General features: G+C 64.8%; 18 protein-coding genes. 8 read left to right on the top strand and 10 right to left on the bottom strand.

All coding sequences use genetic code 11. From position 1 onward, the window contains the following. Positions 1–73: 73 nt before the first annotated feature. Genes waaC through AWB72_RS05540 form a run of 4 tightly spaced genes read left to right on the top strand, consistent with a single transcriptional unit; the run spans position 74 to position 4,550 of the window. Positions 74–1,042 (top strand): lipopolysaccharide heptosyltransferase I, encoded by a 969-nt coding sequence (waaC, locus tag AWB72_RS05525; protein WP_040048843.1) that lies wholly within the window; start codon positions 74–76, stop codon positions 1,040–1,042. Further along, on the top strand, positions 1,039–2,199 hold the full coding sequence (locus AWB72_RS05530; protein ID WP_052449700.1) for a glycosyltransferase family 4 protein: 1,161 nt from the start codon (positions 1,039–1,041) through the stop codon (positions 2,197–2,199). The genes waaC and AWB72_RS05530 overlap by 4 nt, the downstream gene beginning before the upstream one ends. 31 nt (positions 2,200–2,230) lie before the next feature. Then, the gene (locus AWB72_RS05535) at positions 2,231–3,244 is read left to right on the top strand and encodes a glycosyltransferase family 4 protein (protein WP_040048842.1); all 1,014 of its coding nucleotides are present in this window, start codon (positions 2,231–2,233) and stop codon (positions 3,242–3,244) included. Positions 3,245–3,269: 25 nt separating this feature from the next. Then, positions 3,270–4,550, top strand: coding sequence for an O-antigen ligase family protein (locus AWB72_RS05540; protein ID WP_052449699.1), 1,281 nt, complete (start codon positions 3,270–3,272; stop codon positions 4,548–4,550). A gap of 21 nt (positions 4,551–4,571) precedes the next feature. Here the strand turns inward: AWB72_RS05540 and rng are convergent, their stop codons facing one another. The 9 genes from rng to upp all read right to left on the bottom strand — a co-directional run bounded on the left by rng (position 4,572) and on the right by upp (position 12,689). Further along, complete coding sequence (gene rng, locus AWB72_RS05545; protein ID WP_040048841.1) at positions 4,572–6,041, bottom strand: ribonuclease G; 1,470 nt, start codon at positions 6,039–6,041, stop codon at positions 4,572–4,574. Positions 6,042–6,048: 7 nt separating this feature from the next. After that, the gene (locus AWB72_RS05550; protein WP_040048840.1) at positions 6,049–6,675 is read right to left on the bottom strand and encodes a Maf family protein; all 627 of its coding nucleotides are present in this window, start codon (positions 6,673–6,675) and stop codon (positions 6,049–6,051) included. A 53-nt stretch (positions 6,676–6,728) separates the two neighbouring features. Then, positions 6,729–7,199, bottom strand: a complete 471-nt coding sequence (gene rlmH / locus AWB72_RS05555) for a 23S rRNA (pseudouridine(1915)-N(3))-methyltransferase RlmH (RefSeq protein ID WP_040048839.1) — start codon at positions 7,197–7,199, stop codon at positions 6,729–6,731. A gap of 12 nt (positions 7,200–7,211) precedes the next feature. Then, on the bottom strand, positions 7,212–7,664 hold the full coding sequence (gene rsfS / locus AWB72_RS05560; protein ID WP_040048838.1) for a ribosome silencing factor: 453 nt from the start codon (positions 7,662–7,664) through the stop codon (positions 7,212–7,214). A 12-nt stretch (positions 7,665–7,676) separates the two neighbouring features. After that, the gene (locus tag AWB72_RS05565) at positions 7,677–8,399 is read right to left on the bottom strand and encodes a nicotinate-nucleotide adenylyltransferase (RefSeq protein WP_084592724.1); all 723 of its coding nucleotides are present in this window, start codon (positions 8,397–8,399) and stop codon (positions 7,677–7,679) included. Continuing rightward, entirely contained in the window at positions 8,390–9,349 is a 960-nt protein-coding gene (hemF, locus tag AWB72_RS05570) for an oxygen-dependent coproporphyrinogen oxidase (protein ID WP_040048837.1), read from the bottom strand. Before hemF ends, AWB72_RS05565 begins: the two co-directional genes overlap by 10 nt. Before the next feature lie 110 nt (positions 9,350–9,459). Then, complete coding sequence (gene purD / locus AWB72_RS05575) at positions 9,460–10,749, bottom strand: phosphoribosylamine--glycine ligase (RefSeq protein ID WP_040048836.1); 1,290 nt, start codon at positions 10,747–10,749, stop codon at positions 9,460–9,462. 223 nt (positions 10,750–10,972) lie between these two features. Next, positions 10,973–11,701 carry a YebC/PmpR family DNA-binding transcriptional regulator gene (locus AWB72_RS05580; protein WP_040048835.1) on the bottom strand — a complete coding sequence of 243 codons (729 nt, stop codon included), beginning with the start codon at positions 11,699–11,701 and terminating at the stop codon, positions 10,973–10,975. Positions 11,702–12,035: 334 nt separating this feature from the next. Next, the gene (gene upp, locus AWB72_RS05585; protein WP_040048834.1) at positions 12,036–12,689 is read right to left on the bottom strand and encodes a uracil phosphoribosyltransferase; all 654 of its coding nucleotides are present in this window, start codon (positions 12,687–12,689) and stop codon (positions 12,036–12,038) included. A 255-nt stretch (positions 12,690–12,944) separates the two neighbouring features. Here upp and AWB72_RS05590 point away from each other — a divergent pair, with 255 nt between their 5' ends. From AWB72_RS05590 to kdpE, 4 genes are read left to right on the top strand one after another with little or no spacing between them, the layout of a single operon-like run. Further along, entirely contained in the window at positions 12,945–13,724 is a 780-nt protein-coding gene (locus AWB72_RS05590) for an SDR family oxidoreductase (RefSeq protein ID WP_040048833.1), read from the top strand. Positions 13,725–13,727: 3 nt separating this feature from the next. Next, a complete protein-coding gene (locus AWB72_RS05595) occupies positions 13,728–14,117 on the top strand; it encodes a methylglyoxal synthase (RefSeq protein WP_040048832.1) in 390 nt (129 codons plus the stop codon). A gap of 31 nt (positions 14,118–14,148) precedes the next feature. Then, positions 14,149–15,123 carry a quinone oxidoreductase family protein gene (locus AWB72_RS05600; RefSeq protein ID WP_040048831.1) on the top strand — a complete coding sequence of 325 codons (975 nt, stop codon included), beginning with the start codon at positions 14,149–14,151 and terminating at the stop codon, positions 15,121–15,123. Next, positions 15,120–15,818 carry a two-component system response regulator KdpE gene (gene kdpE, locus AWB72_RS05605; RefSeq protein WP_040048830.1) on the top strand — a complete coding sequence of 233 codons (699 nt, stop codon included), beginning with the start codon at positions 15,120–15,122 and terminating at the stop codon, positions 15,816–15,818. Before AWB72_RS05600 ends, kdpE begins: the two co-directional genes overlap by 4 nt. Here the strand turns inward: kdpE and AWB72_RS05610 are convergent. Then, positions 15,815–16,510 carry an SDR family oxidoreductase gene (locus tag AWB72_RS05610; RefSeq protein WP_052449698.1) on the bottom strand — a complete coding sequence of 232 codons (696 nt, stop codon included), beginning with the start codon at positions 16,508–16,510 and terminating at the stop codon, positions 15,815–15,817. The genes kdpE and AWB72_RS05610 overlap by 4 nt on opposite strands. Positions 16,511–16,527 lie beyond the last annotated feature (17 nt).

Consider the following 16,527-nt stretch of genomic DNA (forward strand, 5'->3'; position numbering starts at 1 on the left):
TTTCTCGTGCTGCTTGCCTTTTCAAACTCGCCTTTGTCGAACGAACGGTTTCCACCATGCAAGCGATCGCAGAATGAAGCGGGTTTTGATAGTAAAGGTCAGTTCTTTGGGCGATGTCATTCAGGCGCAGGCAGTTGTCGGTGACCTGCATCGCGCGTTTCCGGGCCTCAAGGTCGACTGGGCGACCGACGAGAATTTCGCCGACATTCCGCGCTGGAACGCGGGCGTCGCGCGCGTGCTGTGCGCGCCGCTGCGGCGCTTCAAGAAGGCGCGCAACCTTCAGGATCTGAAGGCGATCTGGGCGTCCATTGCCGATTTGCGGCGCGAACGCTACGACGCCGTGTTCGATCTGCACGGCGTGTACAAGAGCGCGATCATTTCGTTCCTCGCGCGCTCGAAGCGGCGCTTCGGCTACTCGAGCGTGAACTTGGGCGAGCGCGGCGCCGCGTTCGCCTATACGCATCGCTTCGCGCCGCGCCACGACGCGAACGCGTGGCGGGGCATGCGCCAGACGCTCGCCGACACGCTCGGCTATTCCATCGACGCCGCGCCGCCCAGCGTCTTCGCCATTCCAAAACCTGCCGCGCCGCTCCCGGTGACGAAGGACATGCCGTTCGCCTTGCTCTTTCACGCGACATCGAAGCCGGAGAAGCGCTGGCCGCTCGACAGATGGATCGCGCTCGGCAAGGCGCTCGCCGAGCGCGGAGTCACACCGCTTTTGCCGTGGGGCTCGGATGCCGAGCGGCGCGACGCCGAAGCGATCGCGCAGGGCGTGCCGGGTGCGCGTGTGCTGCCGAAACTGACGATCGAGGCGATGGCCCAGCACATTGCGCTGGCGGCGCTCGTCGTCGGAACGGATACGGGCCTCGTGCATCTCGCGAGCGAACTGCGCCGCCCGACCGTGATGATTTTCAGTGCGACCTCCCGGCCGCACTTTGGTGTGGATGTTCCCGGCCTGTGCGTTTCGATCGGCGATGAAGGCAATCCGCCTTCCGTCGATCAGGTGCTTGCGGCCATTGATTCTGTAGGCATGCGCTCTTGAAGATACTTCTGACTAATTTTCACGATGGCCGCGGCGGAGGCCATGACACGTATATCGTTGCAATCGCGCAGGCGCTGTCTGCGCGGCATCAGATGTTTGTCGCAGCGCCGGGCACGAGCCGGCTGATCGAGCACGCGCGCGCGGTGCCGGGCATCACGGTGCTGCCGATGGACTTCCCCGCGAAGATCAAGGACTTCCCGCGAATGCGCGCGGCCTGGCGCGCGCTGCGGACGTTGATCCAGCGCCAGCGGTTCGACGTGATTCATGTCAACGGCTCGCCGGATCACCGCCTGCTGCTGCTCGTGATGTTGTGGTGGAAGGGGCATCGGCCGCGCATCGTTTTTACGAAGCACAACTCGATTGCGATCAAGCGCGATTTCCTGACACGTCTTCGCGCGATGCGCGCCACCGACGCGGTCATTGCCGTCGCGGAGTCGACCGCGCAACTCGTGCAGCAATCGGTGTATGCGCATTGTCCGGTGACGGTGGTCAAGAACGGCATTGACCTTGGCAGATATGCGCCGCGCGATATTGCGGGCGCCGATGAACAGCGCAAGGCGCTCCTCGGGCCCGAGCGCGCGAAGCGGCTCGTGATCGGCACCGTCACCGGCTTCGATTCCTACAAGGGAACGATGGACATGATCGCAGCGGTGGCCGCGCTTCCTGACGCATTGCGCGAGCAGGTTGTCGTGGTCGTGGTCGGCACGGAGCCGAACGATGAGCAACGGCAGAGCATCGACGCTTTGGACATGAAAGATCATGTGCAAGTCGTCGGCTTCGTGGAAAATGTGGCGGACTTTATCGCCACGTTCGACGTGGGCTTCGTGCTTTCGTATGCGGTGGAAACCGTGTCGTTCGCGTGCCGCGAGATGATGGCAATGGCCAAGCCCGTGATCGTGACGCGCTATGCCGGCCTGCCCGAGAACATCGACGACGGCCTGGACGGGTGGATCGTCGAGCCGCGCGATGTGGAGGCGCTGAGTGCGACGCTCGAGTCGATCATCACGGGGCGCAGCCAGTTGCCGGCGATCGGCGCCCGCGCGCGTGCGCGAGCGGTGCGCGAGTTTTCGAGCAAGCGCTTCATCGACGCGACCGAAGCCGTTTATCGGCGCGTCGCGCCGGTTGTGTCCGCACGGACGCCACATGGCCCGAGTTGAATCCCGACGCGTTCATCTACCCCCAACTAAGATGCCCGACGCCTTGCCCAAGCCGATCATTCACCTCATCAACGGATTCATGAATGAAAACGGCGGCAGCGAGCAGGAAGCGCTGCACATCGCCCGCCTGTTGCGCGATCGCAGCGATCTCACGCTGTGGTCGCCTTCGTCGCGTTGCTCGCCGGAGCTGGCGCGTCGTCATGGGATTCGGCGGATCGGGCTTGGCGCGGGGCATCGTCCCAATGGCGGCACGTTCGTATTCGTCGGATCGCACTGGCGCAACAAGCTGTGGCCGTATCTGTGCCGCGCGCCGCAGCGTCTCATCTATGTTTTCAACACTTTTCATCCGAAGCTGCTCTCGCTGACCGCGACGCATCCGCCGATGCTGCGCTGGCCGCGCACCGAATACGTGTTCATTTCGGAGTTTCAGAAGACGCTGCTCGGCGTGGATGGCGACTTGCAGCCGTCGCCGATCGACATCGCCCGGTTCTCGCCCGCGCCACGGCGGCATCCCGCGAACGCGCGGCCGGTGATCGGCCGCCTGAGCCGCGATACGCCCGACAAGCACGATCTCGAAGACATCGCGCTCTACCGCGCCTGGGCCGGCGAAGGCGCCGAGATCCGTCTGCAGGGCGCGACGGCGCTGCGTGCGGCCGCGGAAGACGCGCTGGCCGACGCACCCGCCATCCGCATATTGCCCGAAGGCGCGATGCCCGCGGTCGACTTCCTGCGCGGGCTCGATGTCTTTTATTATCGGACCGGCGCGCACGTGGAGACGTTCGGCCGCGTGGTGCTCGAAGCGATGGCGTGCGGGTTGCCCGTCGTCTGCCACCGGCGTGGCGGCTATGCTGAATGGATTCGTCACGGCGAGAACGGCTTTCTCTTCGATACGACCGAGGAAGCGCGGCGTCTCGTCGGCGCGTTGCTCGCCGATCGCGCGTTGCGTGCATCGGTTGGGGAAGCAGCGCGGCGCACCGTCGAATCGATCTATTCGGACGACGCGTTGCGCGCCAGGGCCGATTTTTATTTGCGCAGCGCCAAGTGAGGCGACGGGGTAGCGGAATCACACAATGCAAGTCACATCTATTTCGAAGCTGGGCCGGTCGGGCGCCGAGTCCTTCCAATTGGTTTTCGCAAGGTGGTTCGCCGTCCTGACGCTGTGCCTCGTGCCGATCTCGACGGCGGCGGTGAATCTCGGCTCGGGCGTGTTCGCGGTGCTGGCGCTGACATCGCCGGAAGTCTGGCGGCGGGCGCGATCGCTGCGCGCCAGCTCGCCCGCGGCGCTGGCGGCGCTCGTGCTGTTCGTCGCGCTGACGTCGAGCCTCGCGTACACGTCGCCGGACATCCACGAGGCGACCGACTTTCTGATGAAGTATCGGAAGCTCCTGTTCATTCCGCTGCTTTACCTCGTTTTCGCCGACGATAAATCCGCGCCCTGGGCAACGCTCGCCATATGGGGCCTCTTCGCGTCGCTCGTGCTGACGATGGTGCTGACCTACACGAACTACCTCGGCTGGACGGCGGTGGGACCGGTACACGGCACGGACCCGATGACGCGGCCCTGGGTGTTCAAGGACCACATCTCCGGCGGCCTGATGATGGCGTTCCTCGTCTGCCTGTCTTTTTCGCTTGCGAAGTCGGTGAAGCACACCGGTGCGAGCCGGGCGCTATATGCGGTCGCGATTCTCGCGATGATCAACGTGCTGTTCGTGCTGCAGGGCCGCACGGGACAGGTGGTCGCCATCGCGTATCTGGCGATTTATCTCGTCGTGCACGCGAGCCGGTTCCGCCGATACGACACGCGCACGCGCTGGATCGCGGGCCTCGGGGCGGTCATCGTGTGCGTGTGCGTAGGCGCGTTCGTGATGCACGGGAAGAATTCGCGCCTAGCCGATACGGCGCAGGAGATCACCCAGTACGAAACGCAGAACAAGAACACGTCGATGGGCGTGCGGATCGAATTTTATCGACGCAGTATCGAACTGATCGCGCAGCGGCCGATTGCGGGCTATGGCGTGGGCAGCGTGCGCACGCAGTTCGAGCGGCTCGCGAGCATGCAGACGGGCGGCCGCGCCGCGATGGCGGGCAATCCGCACAACGAATTCTTCCTGATGGGTGTGCAGCTCGGGCTGATCGGCGTGGCGCTGTTCGTGTGGTTCCTCGTCGCCGTGGCGCGCGCGTGCAAGCGCCTCACCGAGCCGGCGCGGGACATCGCCAATGGCTATCTCTTCGCGTTCGTGTTGGGATGCCTCGCGAACTCGCTGCTGCTGAATTTCACGGAAGGCAATCTGTTCGTGTTCCTGATCGGCATTCTGATCAGCGCCGCGCCGAAGGAAGCGCGGGCGGTTTGAGTCGATGAGGCGGGAGCAGTATCACATCAACACGATGTCGTACTGCTCCTGACTCAGATTCGACTCCACCTGCAACGAAACCGGCTTCCCGATGAAGTCCATCAGCATCGCCAGATGCTGCGACTCTTCCTCCAGGAAGAGATCGATGACCTGCTGCGAAGCCACCACGCGAAACTCGCGCGGATTGAACTGCCGCGATTCGCGCATGATCTCGCGCAGCACGTCGTAGCACACGGTGCGCGGCGTCTTGACCTGCCCCTTGCCCTGACACGTCGGGCACGGCTCGCACAACACGTGCGCGAGCGATTCGCGCGTGCGCTTGCGCGTCATCTCCACGAGGCCGAGCTGCGAGAAGCCATTGACCGTCACCCGCGTGCGGTCGCGCGACAACGCCTTCTTGAGTTCACCCAGCACCTGATCGCGATGCTCGACATTCTCCATGTCGATGAAATCGATGATGATGATCCCGCCGAGATTCCTCAACCGCAGTTGCCGCGCGATGGTATGCGCTGCTTCGAGGTTCGTCTTGAAGATGGTGTCGTCGAAATTGCGTGCGCCGACGTAGCCGCCCGTATTCACGTCGATGGTCGTCATCGCTTCGGTCTGGTCGATCATCAGATAACCGCCCGACTTGAGATCCACGCGCCGCGACAGCGCCCGCAAAATCTCCGCCTCGATGTTGTACAGATCGAAGAGCGGCCGCTCGCCGGTGTAGTGATGCAGCCGCGACGCCACCGCCGGCGTGAACTCCGCCGCGAAATCCGCGAGCATCTGATACGTCTCGCGCGAATCCACCTGAATGCGCGTCGTTTCGTCGTTGACGAAATCGCGCAGCACGCGTTGCGCGAGATTCAAGTCCTGATAGAGCAGCGTCGTGGGCGGCACGCGCTGCGCCTGCGTCACGATGGTCGCCCACGTCTTGCGCAAATAGGCGACATCGGCGGCAAGCTCTTCGCTCGTCGCGTCCTCGGCAATCGTGCGCACGATATAGCCGCCTTTCTCGTCGGCGGGCAAGACGGCGGTCAGCCGCGCGCGCACGGCTTCACGATCCGCTTCGCTCTCGATCTTCTGCGAGATGCCGATATGCGGCTCCTGCGGCAGATACACGAGCGTGCGCCCGGCAATGCTCACTTGCGTCGATAGCCGCGCGCCCTTCGTGCCGATCGGGTCCTTCACGACCTGCACCATCAGCGCTTGTCCTTCGAACACGATCTTTTCGATCGGCACATGCGTGCCCGATCCATGCGCTTCGCCCGCGATGCGCGGATGCCAGATATCGGCGACATGAAGGAACGCGGCGCGTTCGAGACCGATATCGATGAAGGCCGACTGCATCCCCGGCAACACGCGCACGACCTTGCCGAGATACACGTTGCCGACGCGCCCGCGCGACAGCGTGCGCTCCACATGAAGTTCCTGAACAGCGCCTTGCTGAACCAGTGCGACGCGGGTTTCCTGCGGTGTGACGTTGATCAGGATTTCTTCGTTCATGGCCTTTTTAGAATTCGACGCGCGCCACGCGCAAGAGTGCTGCGGTTTCGCAAAGGGGCAGACCCATGATACCCGAATAGGACCCGTCGATTCGCTCGATGAACTCCGCCGCGCGGCCCTGTATGCCGTACGCGCCGGCCTTGCCGAGCGGCTCGCCGGTGGCGGCGTAGCGTTGCAGCGCAGCACGCTCGACGGCCGCGAAACGCACCGTCGAGCGCGACAGGACCGGTTCGAGCAGCGCGCCCTCTGCATCGACGACGGCGATCGCGGTCAGCACCTCATGCTCGCGCCCGACAAGGCGTTCAAGCATTGCGACGGCATCGTCTTCATGCAAGGGCTTCCCGAGAATGAGCCCGTCGATGGTCACGGTCGTATCGGCGACGAGAATCGGTGCGGCGGCATGCCCGCCCGTAACGAGCCGATCGCGCGCGGCCTGCGCCTTCAGCGCGCACACGCGCACGACATACGCATCGGCAAGTTCGCCTGGCAACTCGGCTTCGAGCGCTTCGGCGTCTTCATCGGGGCGAGGCAGCAGCAGTTCGTAACGCACGCCGAGCTGGCGAAGCAGCTCTTGTCGGCGCGGGCTCTGCGAGGCGAGATAAACGAAGGAATGAGCGGTGGAATGAGCGGACATCGGATAGCGGGATTCGAAGTGCGCGGCCCTCGACGTCCAACTATCGGGAAGGCTCACGCGCGATGGTAGGGGTGATTCTGCGTGATGCTCCACGCGCGGTAAAGCTGTTCGGCGAGCAGCACGCGCACCATGCCGTGCGGCAGCGTCAGGCTCGACACGCGCAGCATGATCTCGGCGCGCGCCTTCACTTCGGGCGCAAGCCCGTCCGCGCCGCCGATCACGAAGGCCACGTCGCGTCCGTCCTGCTGCCAGCCGGGCAGGGCGTTCGCCAGTTGCATCGTGGTCCAGTCGCGGCCGCGTTCATCGAGTGCGATCACGCGCGCGTTCTTCGGCAAAGCGGCTTCGATACGCTGCCTCTCCGCAGCCATCACGCTCTCGGCGTTGCGTCCCGACGAGCGCTGTTCGGGCTTGATCTCCTTCAGCTCGATGCGCAACTCAGGCGGCATGCGCTTCGCGTATTCGTCGAAGCCATTCGTGATCCAGTCGGGCATCTTGTGTCCGACGGCAAGGATGACCAGCTTCATGAAGACGCCGCGTTACGCCTGCTTGCGCGTGGTCTTGCGCGCCGGGCGCTTGACGGCGGGCGCTTCGTCTTCGTCCTCGTCTTCGTCATCCGTGACACGCGCGCCGCCGAACATGTTCGGCTTTTGCAGCTTCACGCGCACGGGCTTGTCGCCCCAGACTTCTTCGAGGTTGTAGTACTGGCGCAGCGCCGGCTGAAGAATGTGCACGACCGCGTCGCCGCAATCGACCAGCACCCATTCGCCGATCTCTTCGCCTTCCGTGCTGACGATGTCGCCACCCGCTTCCTTGACCTTTTCGCGCACACTGTTCGCGAGCGCCTTGGTCTGCCGGTTCGACGTCCCGCTCGCCACGACCACGCGGTCGAACAGCGACGTCAGGTGGGTTGTGTTGAACACCTTGATGTCTTGCGCCTTGACGTCTTCGAGACCGTCGATGATCGCGCGTTGCAGCTTTTGAAGTTCCATAATTCCGTGTCTTTACCGTGTCCGGTACAGGTGATGTTGAACAATATAGTCCCATACGGCCGATGGGACCTGGGCGCGGACGCCGCCCGAAACCGGGCTCGCCGCTGCCGTCGATGATTGGCGCGCTTCCTCGCGGATCGCCGTGGCGGATACGTCGATGAGAAGCGTCTCGTCGATCAGCACGTGTCCATGCGGACTCGCGCGCAACACGTCGGCCGATGCGCGGCGCGCTTCGACTTCCGCCGCGACTTCGGCGGGCAGCGTGCCTAAGCCGAAGCCCGGCCGCGTTTCGACGCACACGTGCGCGAAGTCGAAGAGCCGCTTCCATTGATGCCACGAATCGAGCTTGACGAGCTGATCCGCGCCGATCAGAAGTGAGATCGACGCCGCCGCGCCTTCGCGCTCGCGCCAATGAGCGAGCGTGTCGATGGTGTAGGTGGGGCCGTCGCGTTCGATTTCATCGGTGGCGACGGTGATTTCCGCGCCGTCCAGATCGAGCGATGCCGCCGCCGCGCGCGTCATCGCCAACCGATGATGCGGCGCCGATACGCCTTCTTTCTGCCACGGCTGGCCCGCAGGAAGCAGCACGAGTTCGGTCAGCCGCAACAGGTCGGCGAAGCGCCGCGCGAGCGCGAGATGACCCGCGTGGATCGGATCGAAGGTGCCGCCGAGCAAGCCGACGCGCCTCGCGCACATTGCGTTCGCGGCGTGATTCGACGCGCCGGTCACAGCCATTCCCTGCGCACCAGAAAATCCCGATACAGCCGCGCTTCCGGCGTGCCGGGTTCGGGTTGCCAGTCGTATCGCCAGTGGGCGACGGGCGGCATCGACATGAGAATGGACTCGGTGCGTCCGCCGCTTTGCAGGCCGAAGTGCGTGCCGCGGTCGAAGACGAGATTGAATTCGACGTATCGGCCGCGCCGGTATGCCTGAAACTCGCGCTCGCGCTCGGTCCACGGCGTGTCGCGCCGGCGCTCGATGATCGGCAGATATGCTTTCAGGAACGCATCGCCGACGCTGCGCATCATCGCAAACGAGCGCTCGAAACCGGGCTCGGAGAAATCATCGAAGAAAATGCCGCCGATACCGCGCGCTTCGTTTCGATGTTTCAAATAAAAATACTCGTCGCACCACGTCTTGAAACGCGGATACAGGTCCGAGCCGAACGGTTCGAGCGCGTCCCGGCACACACGATGAAAAAGCACCGCGTCTTCCTCGTAGCCATAAATGGGCGTGAGATCCATGCCGCCGCCGAACCAGAAGACGGGCGCTTCGCCTTCCTTCACCGCCGTCAACATGCGCACGTTCATGTGCACGGTCGGGCAATGCGGATTGCGCGGATGCATGACGAGCGATACGCCCATCGCCTCGAAACCGCGTCCCGCGAGCTGCGGACGTGCCGCGCTGGCCGACGGGGGCAGGGCGTCGCCTTGCACGTCCGAGAAACCGATGCCACCGCGCTCGAAGAATCCGCCGCCTTCGAGAATGCGCGTGACGCCGCCGCCACGCAGATGCGCGCCGGGCTCGCGGGTCCAGGCGTCGGTGGCGAAGGGCGTGCCGTCGAACGCGCCGAGCGCATCGGCGATGGAGCGTTGAAGGCCCGTCAGATAATCGCGGACGGCCGCGATGTCGGGCGATGCGTCCAGTCGTGCCTGGTTTTCCGCGCTGCGGTTCGGTTCACTCATCGATCGATGCACTGCGCCAGCCGGCTGGCGCGTAGGTAAATGATGCGCTTGAAACACGCTGCCGGACGCGAGGTCCGGCAGCACGGTGTCGCGTTGAGCTGCGGGGCGCCTCAGCCGTGACGGTCGGACTGCTTGCGGTTGACCGCGCGGTAGCCGATGTCGCGGCGGTACTGCATGCCGTCGAACGAGATCTGGTTGACTGTATCGTAGACCACGGATTGCGCGCCGCGCACGGAATCCGCGAGGCCCACGACGCACAGCACGCGTCCGCCGGACGTCGTCAGCTTGCCGTCAGCGAGCGTCGTGCCCGCGTGGAACGTCACGGAATTGTCCGTTTCGGCCGGAATGCCGGTGATGCGGTCGCCCTTGCGCGGCGTTTCCGGATAGTTGTGCGCGGCGAGCACTACGCCGAGCGCCGTGCGGCGGTCCCAGTCAAGTTCCGCGCCGTCGAGCTTGCCGTCGATGGCCATTTCCACGACCTTCGAGAAATCTCCCTTGAGACGCGCCATGATCGGCTGCGTTTCGGGGTCGCCCATGCGGCAATTGAATTCGAGCGTCTTCGGATTGCCGTTCGCGTCGATCATCAGGCCGGCGTACAGAAAACCGGTATAACGGATGCCTTCGTTCTCCATGCCGCGCACCGTCGGCAGGATGATTTCGCGCATCACGCGGGCGTGCAGTTGCGGCGTGACAATGGGCGCGGGCGAGTACGCGCCCATGCCGCCGGTGTTCGGACCCTTGTCGCCGTCGAGCAGGCGCTTGTGGTCCTGGCTGGAGGCGAGCGGCAGCACGTGCTTGCCGTCCACCATCACGATGAAGCTGGCTTCCTCGCCCGTCAGGAATTCTTCGATCACGACGCGCGCGCCGGCATCGCCGAACTGGTTGTCGGCGAGCATGGAATCGACGGCGGCGTGCGCTTCTTCCGCGCTCATCGCCACGACCACGCCCTTGCCGGCGGCCAGTCCGTCCGCCTTGATGACGATCGGCGCGCCTTTCGCGTCGATGTACGCGTGCGCGGCGGCGGCGTCGGTGAAGGTCTCGTATTCGGCGGTCGGAATGTTGTGGCGCTTCATGAACGCCTTCGCGAAGTCCTTCGAGCTTTCGAGCTGCGCGGCTTCCTTCGTCGGCCCGAAAATCTTGAGGCCGCGTGAACGGAACAGATTGACGATGCCCGCCGCGAGCGGCGTTTCCGGTCCCACGACCGTCAGCGCGACGTGCTCTTTCTCGACGAAATCGGCGAGTTCCGCCGGATCCGTGATGTCGATGTTGCGCAGACGCTCGTCCTGCGCGGTGCCGCCGTTGCCCGGCGCCACATAGACGATCTGCACGCGAGGCGACTGTGCGAGCTTCCATGCCAGCGCATGTTCGCGACCGCCGGAACCGACGACGAGTAACTTCATTTGAATCCCCGAAAAACTGTGTGAAAGCAGTGGCGGCGCACCGGCCGGCGCTCGAACGAGCGAGCGCGAGAGACACGGCAGGACAACGGCGCCGGACGTCCGGCGGCGCGTCGCGACGGTTCGAAGGCGGCTCGCGCGGACATCGGCTGCGTCACGCGCCTTCCCAACCGTGAAGCCTCAAGCGAAAGGCATTCCAATGCCGCGAGGCGGCTTTGCCGCGCGGTTACGCCTCGTTGATCGCGGCGTTTGTATAGACTTCCTGCACGTCGTCGAGATTTTCGAGCGCGTCGAGCAGCTTTTGCATTTTCACGGCGTCGTCGCCGGTGAATTCGACTTCCGTCTGCGGTTTCATCGTCACTTCGGCGAGTTCCGCCTTGAAGCCCGCGGCTTCGAGCGCGTCCTTCACCTTCTGGAAATCGTTCGGCGGGCAGATCACTTCGATGCTGCCGTCCTCGTTCGTCACGACGTCGTCGGCGCCGGCTTCGAGCGCCGCGTCCATCAGCTTGTCTTCCGGCGTGCCGGGCGCGAACAGGAACTGCCCGACGTGATCGAACATGAACGACACCGAGCCGTCCGTGCCCATGTTGCCGCCGAACTTCGAGAACGCGTGGCGCACTTCCGCGACGGTGCGGGTGCGGTTGTCCGTCATCGTGTCGACGATGATCGCCGCGCCGCCGATGCCGTAGCCTTCGTAACGGATTTCTTCGTAGTTCGCGCCATCGACGCCGCCGACGCCGCGCTGGATCGCGCGGTTGATGTTGTCCTTCGGCATGTTGGCGTCGTAGGCCTTGTCGACGGCGAGCCGCAGACGCGGGTTCGAGTCGATGTCGCCGCCGCCCATGCGCGCCGCGACCTGAATTTCCTTGATGAGGCGCGTCCAGACCTTGCCTTTCTTCGCGTCGGCCGCTGCTTTCTTATGCTTGATGTTGGCCCATTTCGAATGACCCGCCATTACCTTTCTCCGTCGCGCGCGGCGAGAAACCGAGCGCCAAATGTGCTGTGATGCGTGCTGAAAATATCCGCGCCGCCTGTGTTCGCGCCTCGTTGCTGCCGAGCGGCGGTATTTTTGCCGGCCGACGCGGCGGCGTGCGCGCGTCTTTCGCGAGGCGTCTGCATGACGCGCCGCCAGGGCTTAAAGGCCCGCTTTGCCGGCTAGGAACAGACCGAAATTTTATCATGACCCCAAGCCCCGGCAGCAGCCACGGGCTTCATTGGGCGATGAAAACAGAACCGCCGCACGGGCGTGCGGCGGCGAAAGAAGTGAAAAGAAGCGAAAAGCGCGTGTGTCAGTTTCTGGTGCCGAACAGGCGATCGCCGGCGTCACCCAGTCCGGGGACGATATACGCATGCTCGTTCAGATGCGAATCGAGCGACGCCACGTAGAGCTTCACGCCCGGATGCGCGTCCTGGAACACCTTCACGCCTTCCGGCGCCGCCACGAGCGCGACGAAGATGATGTTCTCGTCCAGCACGTTGCGGCGCTTCATCACGTCGACGGCGTGCACCGCCGAATAGCCCGTCGCGACCATCGGATCGCAGAGAATGAACACGCGCTCCTCGAGATCGGGCGGCAGGCGCACGAGATATTCGACCGGCCGGTGATCGTCCGCGCGGTACACGCCGATATGCCCGACGCGCGCCGACGGAATCAGGTCGAGCAGGCCGTCCGACATGCCGATGCCCGCGCGCAGCACCGGCACGATCGCGAGCTTCTTGCCGGCGATGACCGGCGCGTCGATCTCGACGAGCGGCGTGGCGACGCGTTTGGTCGTCAGTTGCAGGTTGCGCGTGATCTCGTAGCCCATCAGCAGCGTGATTTCGCGCAGCAGTTCGCGAAACGTGCGCGTGGACGTGTCCTTGTCGCGCATGTGGGTGAGCTTGTGCTGAATCAGCGGGTGATTGAGGATGAAGAGATTCGGAAAGCGGCTGTCTTGTTTCATGGGTCTCGCGCAATGCGCGTCCTGCTCGGGTGATGGTTCTGCCGTGGGCAACCGGTGCGCCGGACAAGGCAGTGGCGACAGTTTACCGAAAAGGCCGCCATCGCTTAGGAATAATCTTCCGCGGTTTGCCCGTCAACGCACGCCGACGTTGCTGCCCCGATTCTTCTAGAATGCGCGAGAGGCGTTTCGAAGCGCGCAACGCACGACGCTTCGGGCCAACGATTCGAACACGCAACAACGACAGGAGGAAGGACGATGGATATGGGAATCGCGGGGCGCACGGCGCTCGTGTGCGCAGCAAGCAAGGGACTCGGGCGCGGCTGCGCGGAAGCGCTCGCCGCCGAGGGCGTCAATCTGGTGATCACGGCCCGCACGGCCGAAACGCTCGAAGCGACCGCCGCGAGCATCCGTTCGAAATACGGCGTGAACGTGCAGGCCGTCGCGTGCGACATCACCACGCCCGAAGGCCACGCCGCCGCGCTCGCCGCGTGCCCGCAGCCGGATATTCTCGTGAACAACGCGGGCGGCCCGCCGCCGGGCGATTTCCGCAACTTCACGCACGACATGTGGATCAAGGCGCTCGAAGCGAACATGCTCACGCCGATCGAGCTGATCAAGCGGACCATCGACGGCATGATCGATCGCGGCTTCGGGCGCATCGTGAATATCACGAGTTCGTCGGTGAAGGCGCCGATCGACGTGCTGGGCCTCTCCAACGGCGCGCGTTCGGGGCTGACGGGCTTCGTCGCGGGCGTGGCGCGCAAGGTCGCGTCGACGGGCGTGACCATCAACAATCTGCTGCCCGGCACGTTCGATACGGACCGCATCGCCGTCACGTTCGAGGCGCAGGCGAAGGCGCAGAACGTTTCCATCGACGAAGTGCGCGCCCGCCGCGCCGAAGCGCTGCCGGCCGGCCGCTTCGGCAATCCGGACGAATTCGGCCGCACCTGCGCGTTCCTGTGCAGCGTGCACGCGGGCTACATCATCGGGCAGAACATCCTGATCGATGGCGGCGCTTATCCGGGGACCTATTGAGCCATGAGCACACGCGTCGCGCTGATCGCGCACGACATGAAAAAGGACGACATCGTGGCGCTCACGGGCCAGTATGTCGACACGCTCGCCCAGTGCCAGCTCGTCGCGACCGGCACGACCGGATCGCGCATCGCGGCGGCGCACGGGCTGGACGTCGAGCGCAAGCTGTCCGGCCCGCACGGCGGCGACCTGCAGATCGGCGGGGAACTGGCGGAGGGCCGGGTCGACGTGGTGATCTTCCTGCGCGACCCGATGACACCGCAGCCGCACGAGCCGGACATCAACGCGCTTGTGCGCGCCTGCGACGTGCACAACGTGCCGTGCGCGACCAACATCGCGACGGCGGGCATGATTCTCGACGAGCTGCGCGCGCGCCTCGTGCACGCGGGCTGATGCATCCACGAAATCAGGAGACGATCGAGCGATGACCAAGGCAATCCGATTCGACAAGACAGGCGGCCCCGAAGTCATGAAGTGGGTCGATGTGGACGTGGGCGAGCCGGGCAAGGGCGAGATCCGCGTGAAGCATCATGCGGTGGGGCTCAATTTCATCGACGTGTACTTCCGCACCGGCCTCTATCCGATGCCGCTGCCCGGCGGTCTCGGCATGGAAGGCGCGGGCGAGGTGACGGCGGTCGGCGAGGGCGTCACGCAGTTCAAGCCGGGCGATCGCGTGGCGTATGCGTCGCGTCCGCCGGGCGCGTATGCCGAAGAGCGGGTGATGGCCGCGGATTACGTCGTCAAGCTGCCGGATGCGATCGGCTATGAAGACGCCGCGTCGATCATGCTGCAAGGGCTGACCGCGCAATACCTTTTGCGCCGCACGTATCGCGTGAAGGAGGGCGATACTGTGCTGATTCACGCGGCGGCGGGCGGCGTCGGCATGCTCGCGTGCCAGTGGGCGAAGGCGCTCGGCGCGACGGTCATCGGCACGGTCGGCTCGGACGAGAAGGCCGAGATCGCGCGCTCGCATGGCTGCGATCACCCGATCGTCTATACGCGCGAGAACTTCACGCAGCGCGTGCGCGAGATCACGAACGGCGCGGGCGTGCCCGTCGTCTACGATTCCATCGGCAAGGACACGTATATCGCCTCGCTCGATTGCCTCGCGCCGCTCGGGCTTTTCGTGAGCTTCGGCAACTCGTCGGGGCCGGTGCCGCCCATCGATTCGTCGGAACTCGCGGGACGCGGGTCGCTGTTCTTCACGCGTCCGACGCTCTTCAGCTACATCGCGAAACGCGCCGATCTCGATGCGATGGCCGCCGAGCTGTTCGAGGTCGTCTCGTCGGGGAAGGTGAAGACGAACGTGCGGCAGCGGTATCCGCTCGCGGACGCGGCGCGCGCGCACGAAGACCTGGAAGCGCGCAGGACGACGGGCTCGACCATTTTGTTGCCTTGAGCGAGCCGTCATTCACCGTCGTCCTGATCGAGGACGAGAAGCAGATTCGCCGATTCGTGCGCGTGTCGCTGGAAGCGCAGGGCATGACGGTGCACGAAGCGGAGAACGGCCAGCAAGGGCTCGTCGCCGCCGCGACGCGCAAGCCGGATCTCGTGATCGTCGATCTCGGCTTGCCGGACACGGACGGCATCGACGTGATTCGCGAGCTGCGCGGCTGGACCGACGTGCCGGTGATCGTGCTTTCGGCGCGTACGCAGGAAGAAGAGAAAGTCGCCGCGCTCGATGCCGGCGCGGACGACTATCTCACCAAGCCCTTCGGCGTATCCGAACTGATGGCGCGGATTCGCGCGCATCTGCGGCGGCGCAATCAGGCGGCCGGCAGCGAGACGCCCGTCGTGACGTTCGGCGATGTCAGCGTCGACCTCGCGTTGCGGCGCGTCACGAAGAACGGCGAGAACGTGCATCTGACGCCGATCGAATATCGCCTGCTCGCGACGCTCGTGCGTGACGCGGGGCGCGTGCTGACGCACCGGCATTTGCTGCGCGAGGTGTGGGGGCCGTCGCATGTCGAGAGTCCGCATTACCTGCGCATCTACATGGCGCATCTGCGGCAGAAGCTCGAGCGCGACGCCGCGCAGCCCGAGCATATCGTCACCGAAACCGGCGTGGGGTATCGGCTCGTCGGCGTGAGCTAGCTTCGCTGAATGTGCCGCGCGAGCACGGGCGAAAGCGGATCGGTGGCGAAGAGCGCATCGAGCGCGTGGTCGATCGGCTCGTTGCCGCCGACGAAGCCGATCTTTATATCCTTCACGCCGCGCATCACGCATCGCACCGCCAGTTCGGCGACATCTTCCCGCGATACAGGCGGCAAGTTCAGCGTGCGCTCGCCGGCCAGCGCGATGCCGCCGTGCGCCGGTTCGTCGGAAAGCGGACCGGGCCGCAGAATCGCGTAAGGCACGCCACGATGCGCGATGTAATCGTCGGCTTCGCGCTTCATGCGCGAATAGTGACGCAGCGCGAACGGACTCTTCTCCGGATGCAAGGCCAGGAGCGCGCTCACGACGACGAGCTGCCGCACGCGGCGGCGCTTCGCGTAATCGGCGGTGCGCATGACGGCGTCGCGGTCGATCGCGCGCTCTTCCTGCACGCCTTCCGTCTCCGCCGATCCGGCCGCGTAGATCACGTGCGTGATGTCGTCGAAGGCGTGGGAGAAGTCGTTGTTCAGGTCGCCGAGCACGATCTCCGCGCCGAGCGCCGCGAACTCGCTCTTCTGCGCGGACTTGCGCAACAGCGCGCGAAAGGGGATGCCGTGTTGATGCAGTCTGCGCGCGACAGGGCGGCCCGTGCGGCCGTGCGCGCCGATCAGCAGGACTTTCATCGCTAACATTCGGGTCGCTCCGTTCC

This window comes from Caballeronia concitans (assembly GCF_001544615.1).
Classification (GTDB): Bacteria; Pseudomonadota; Gammaproteobacteria; order Burkholderiales; family Burkholderiaceae; genus Caballeronia; species Caballeronia concitans.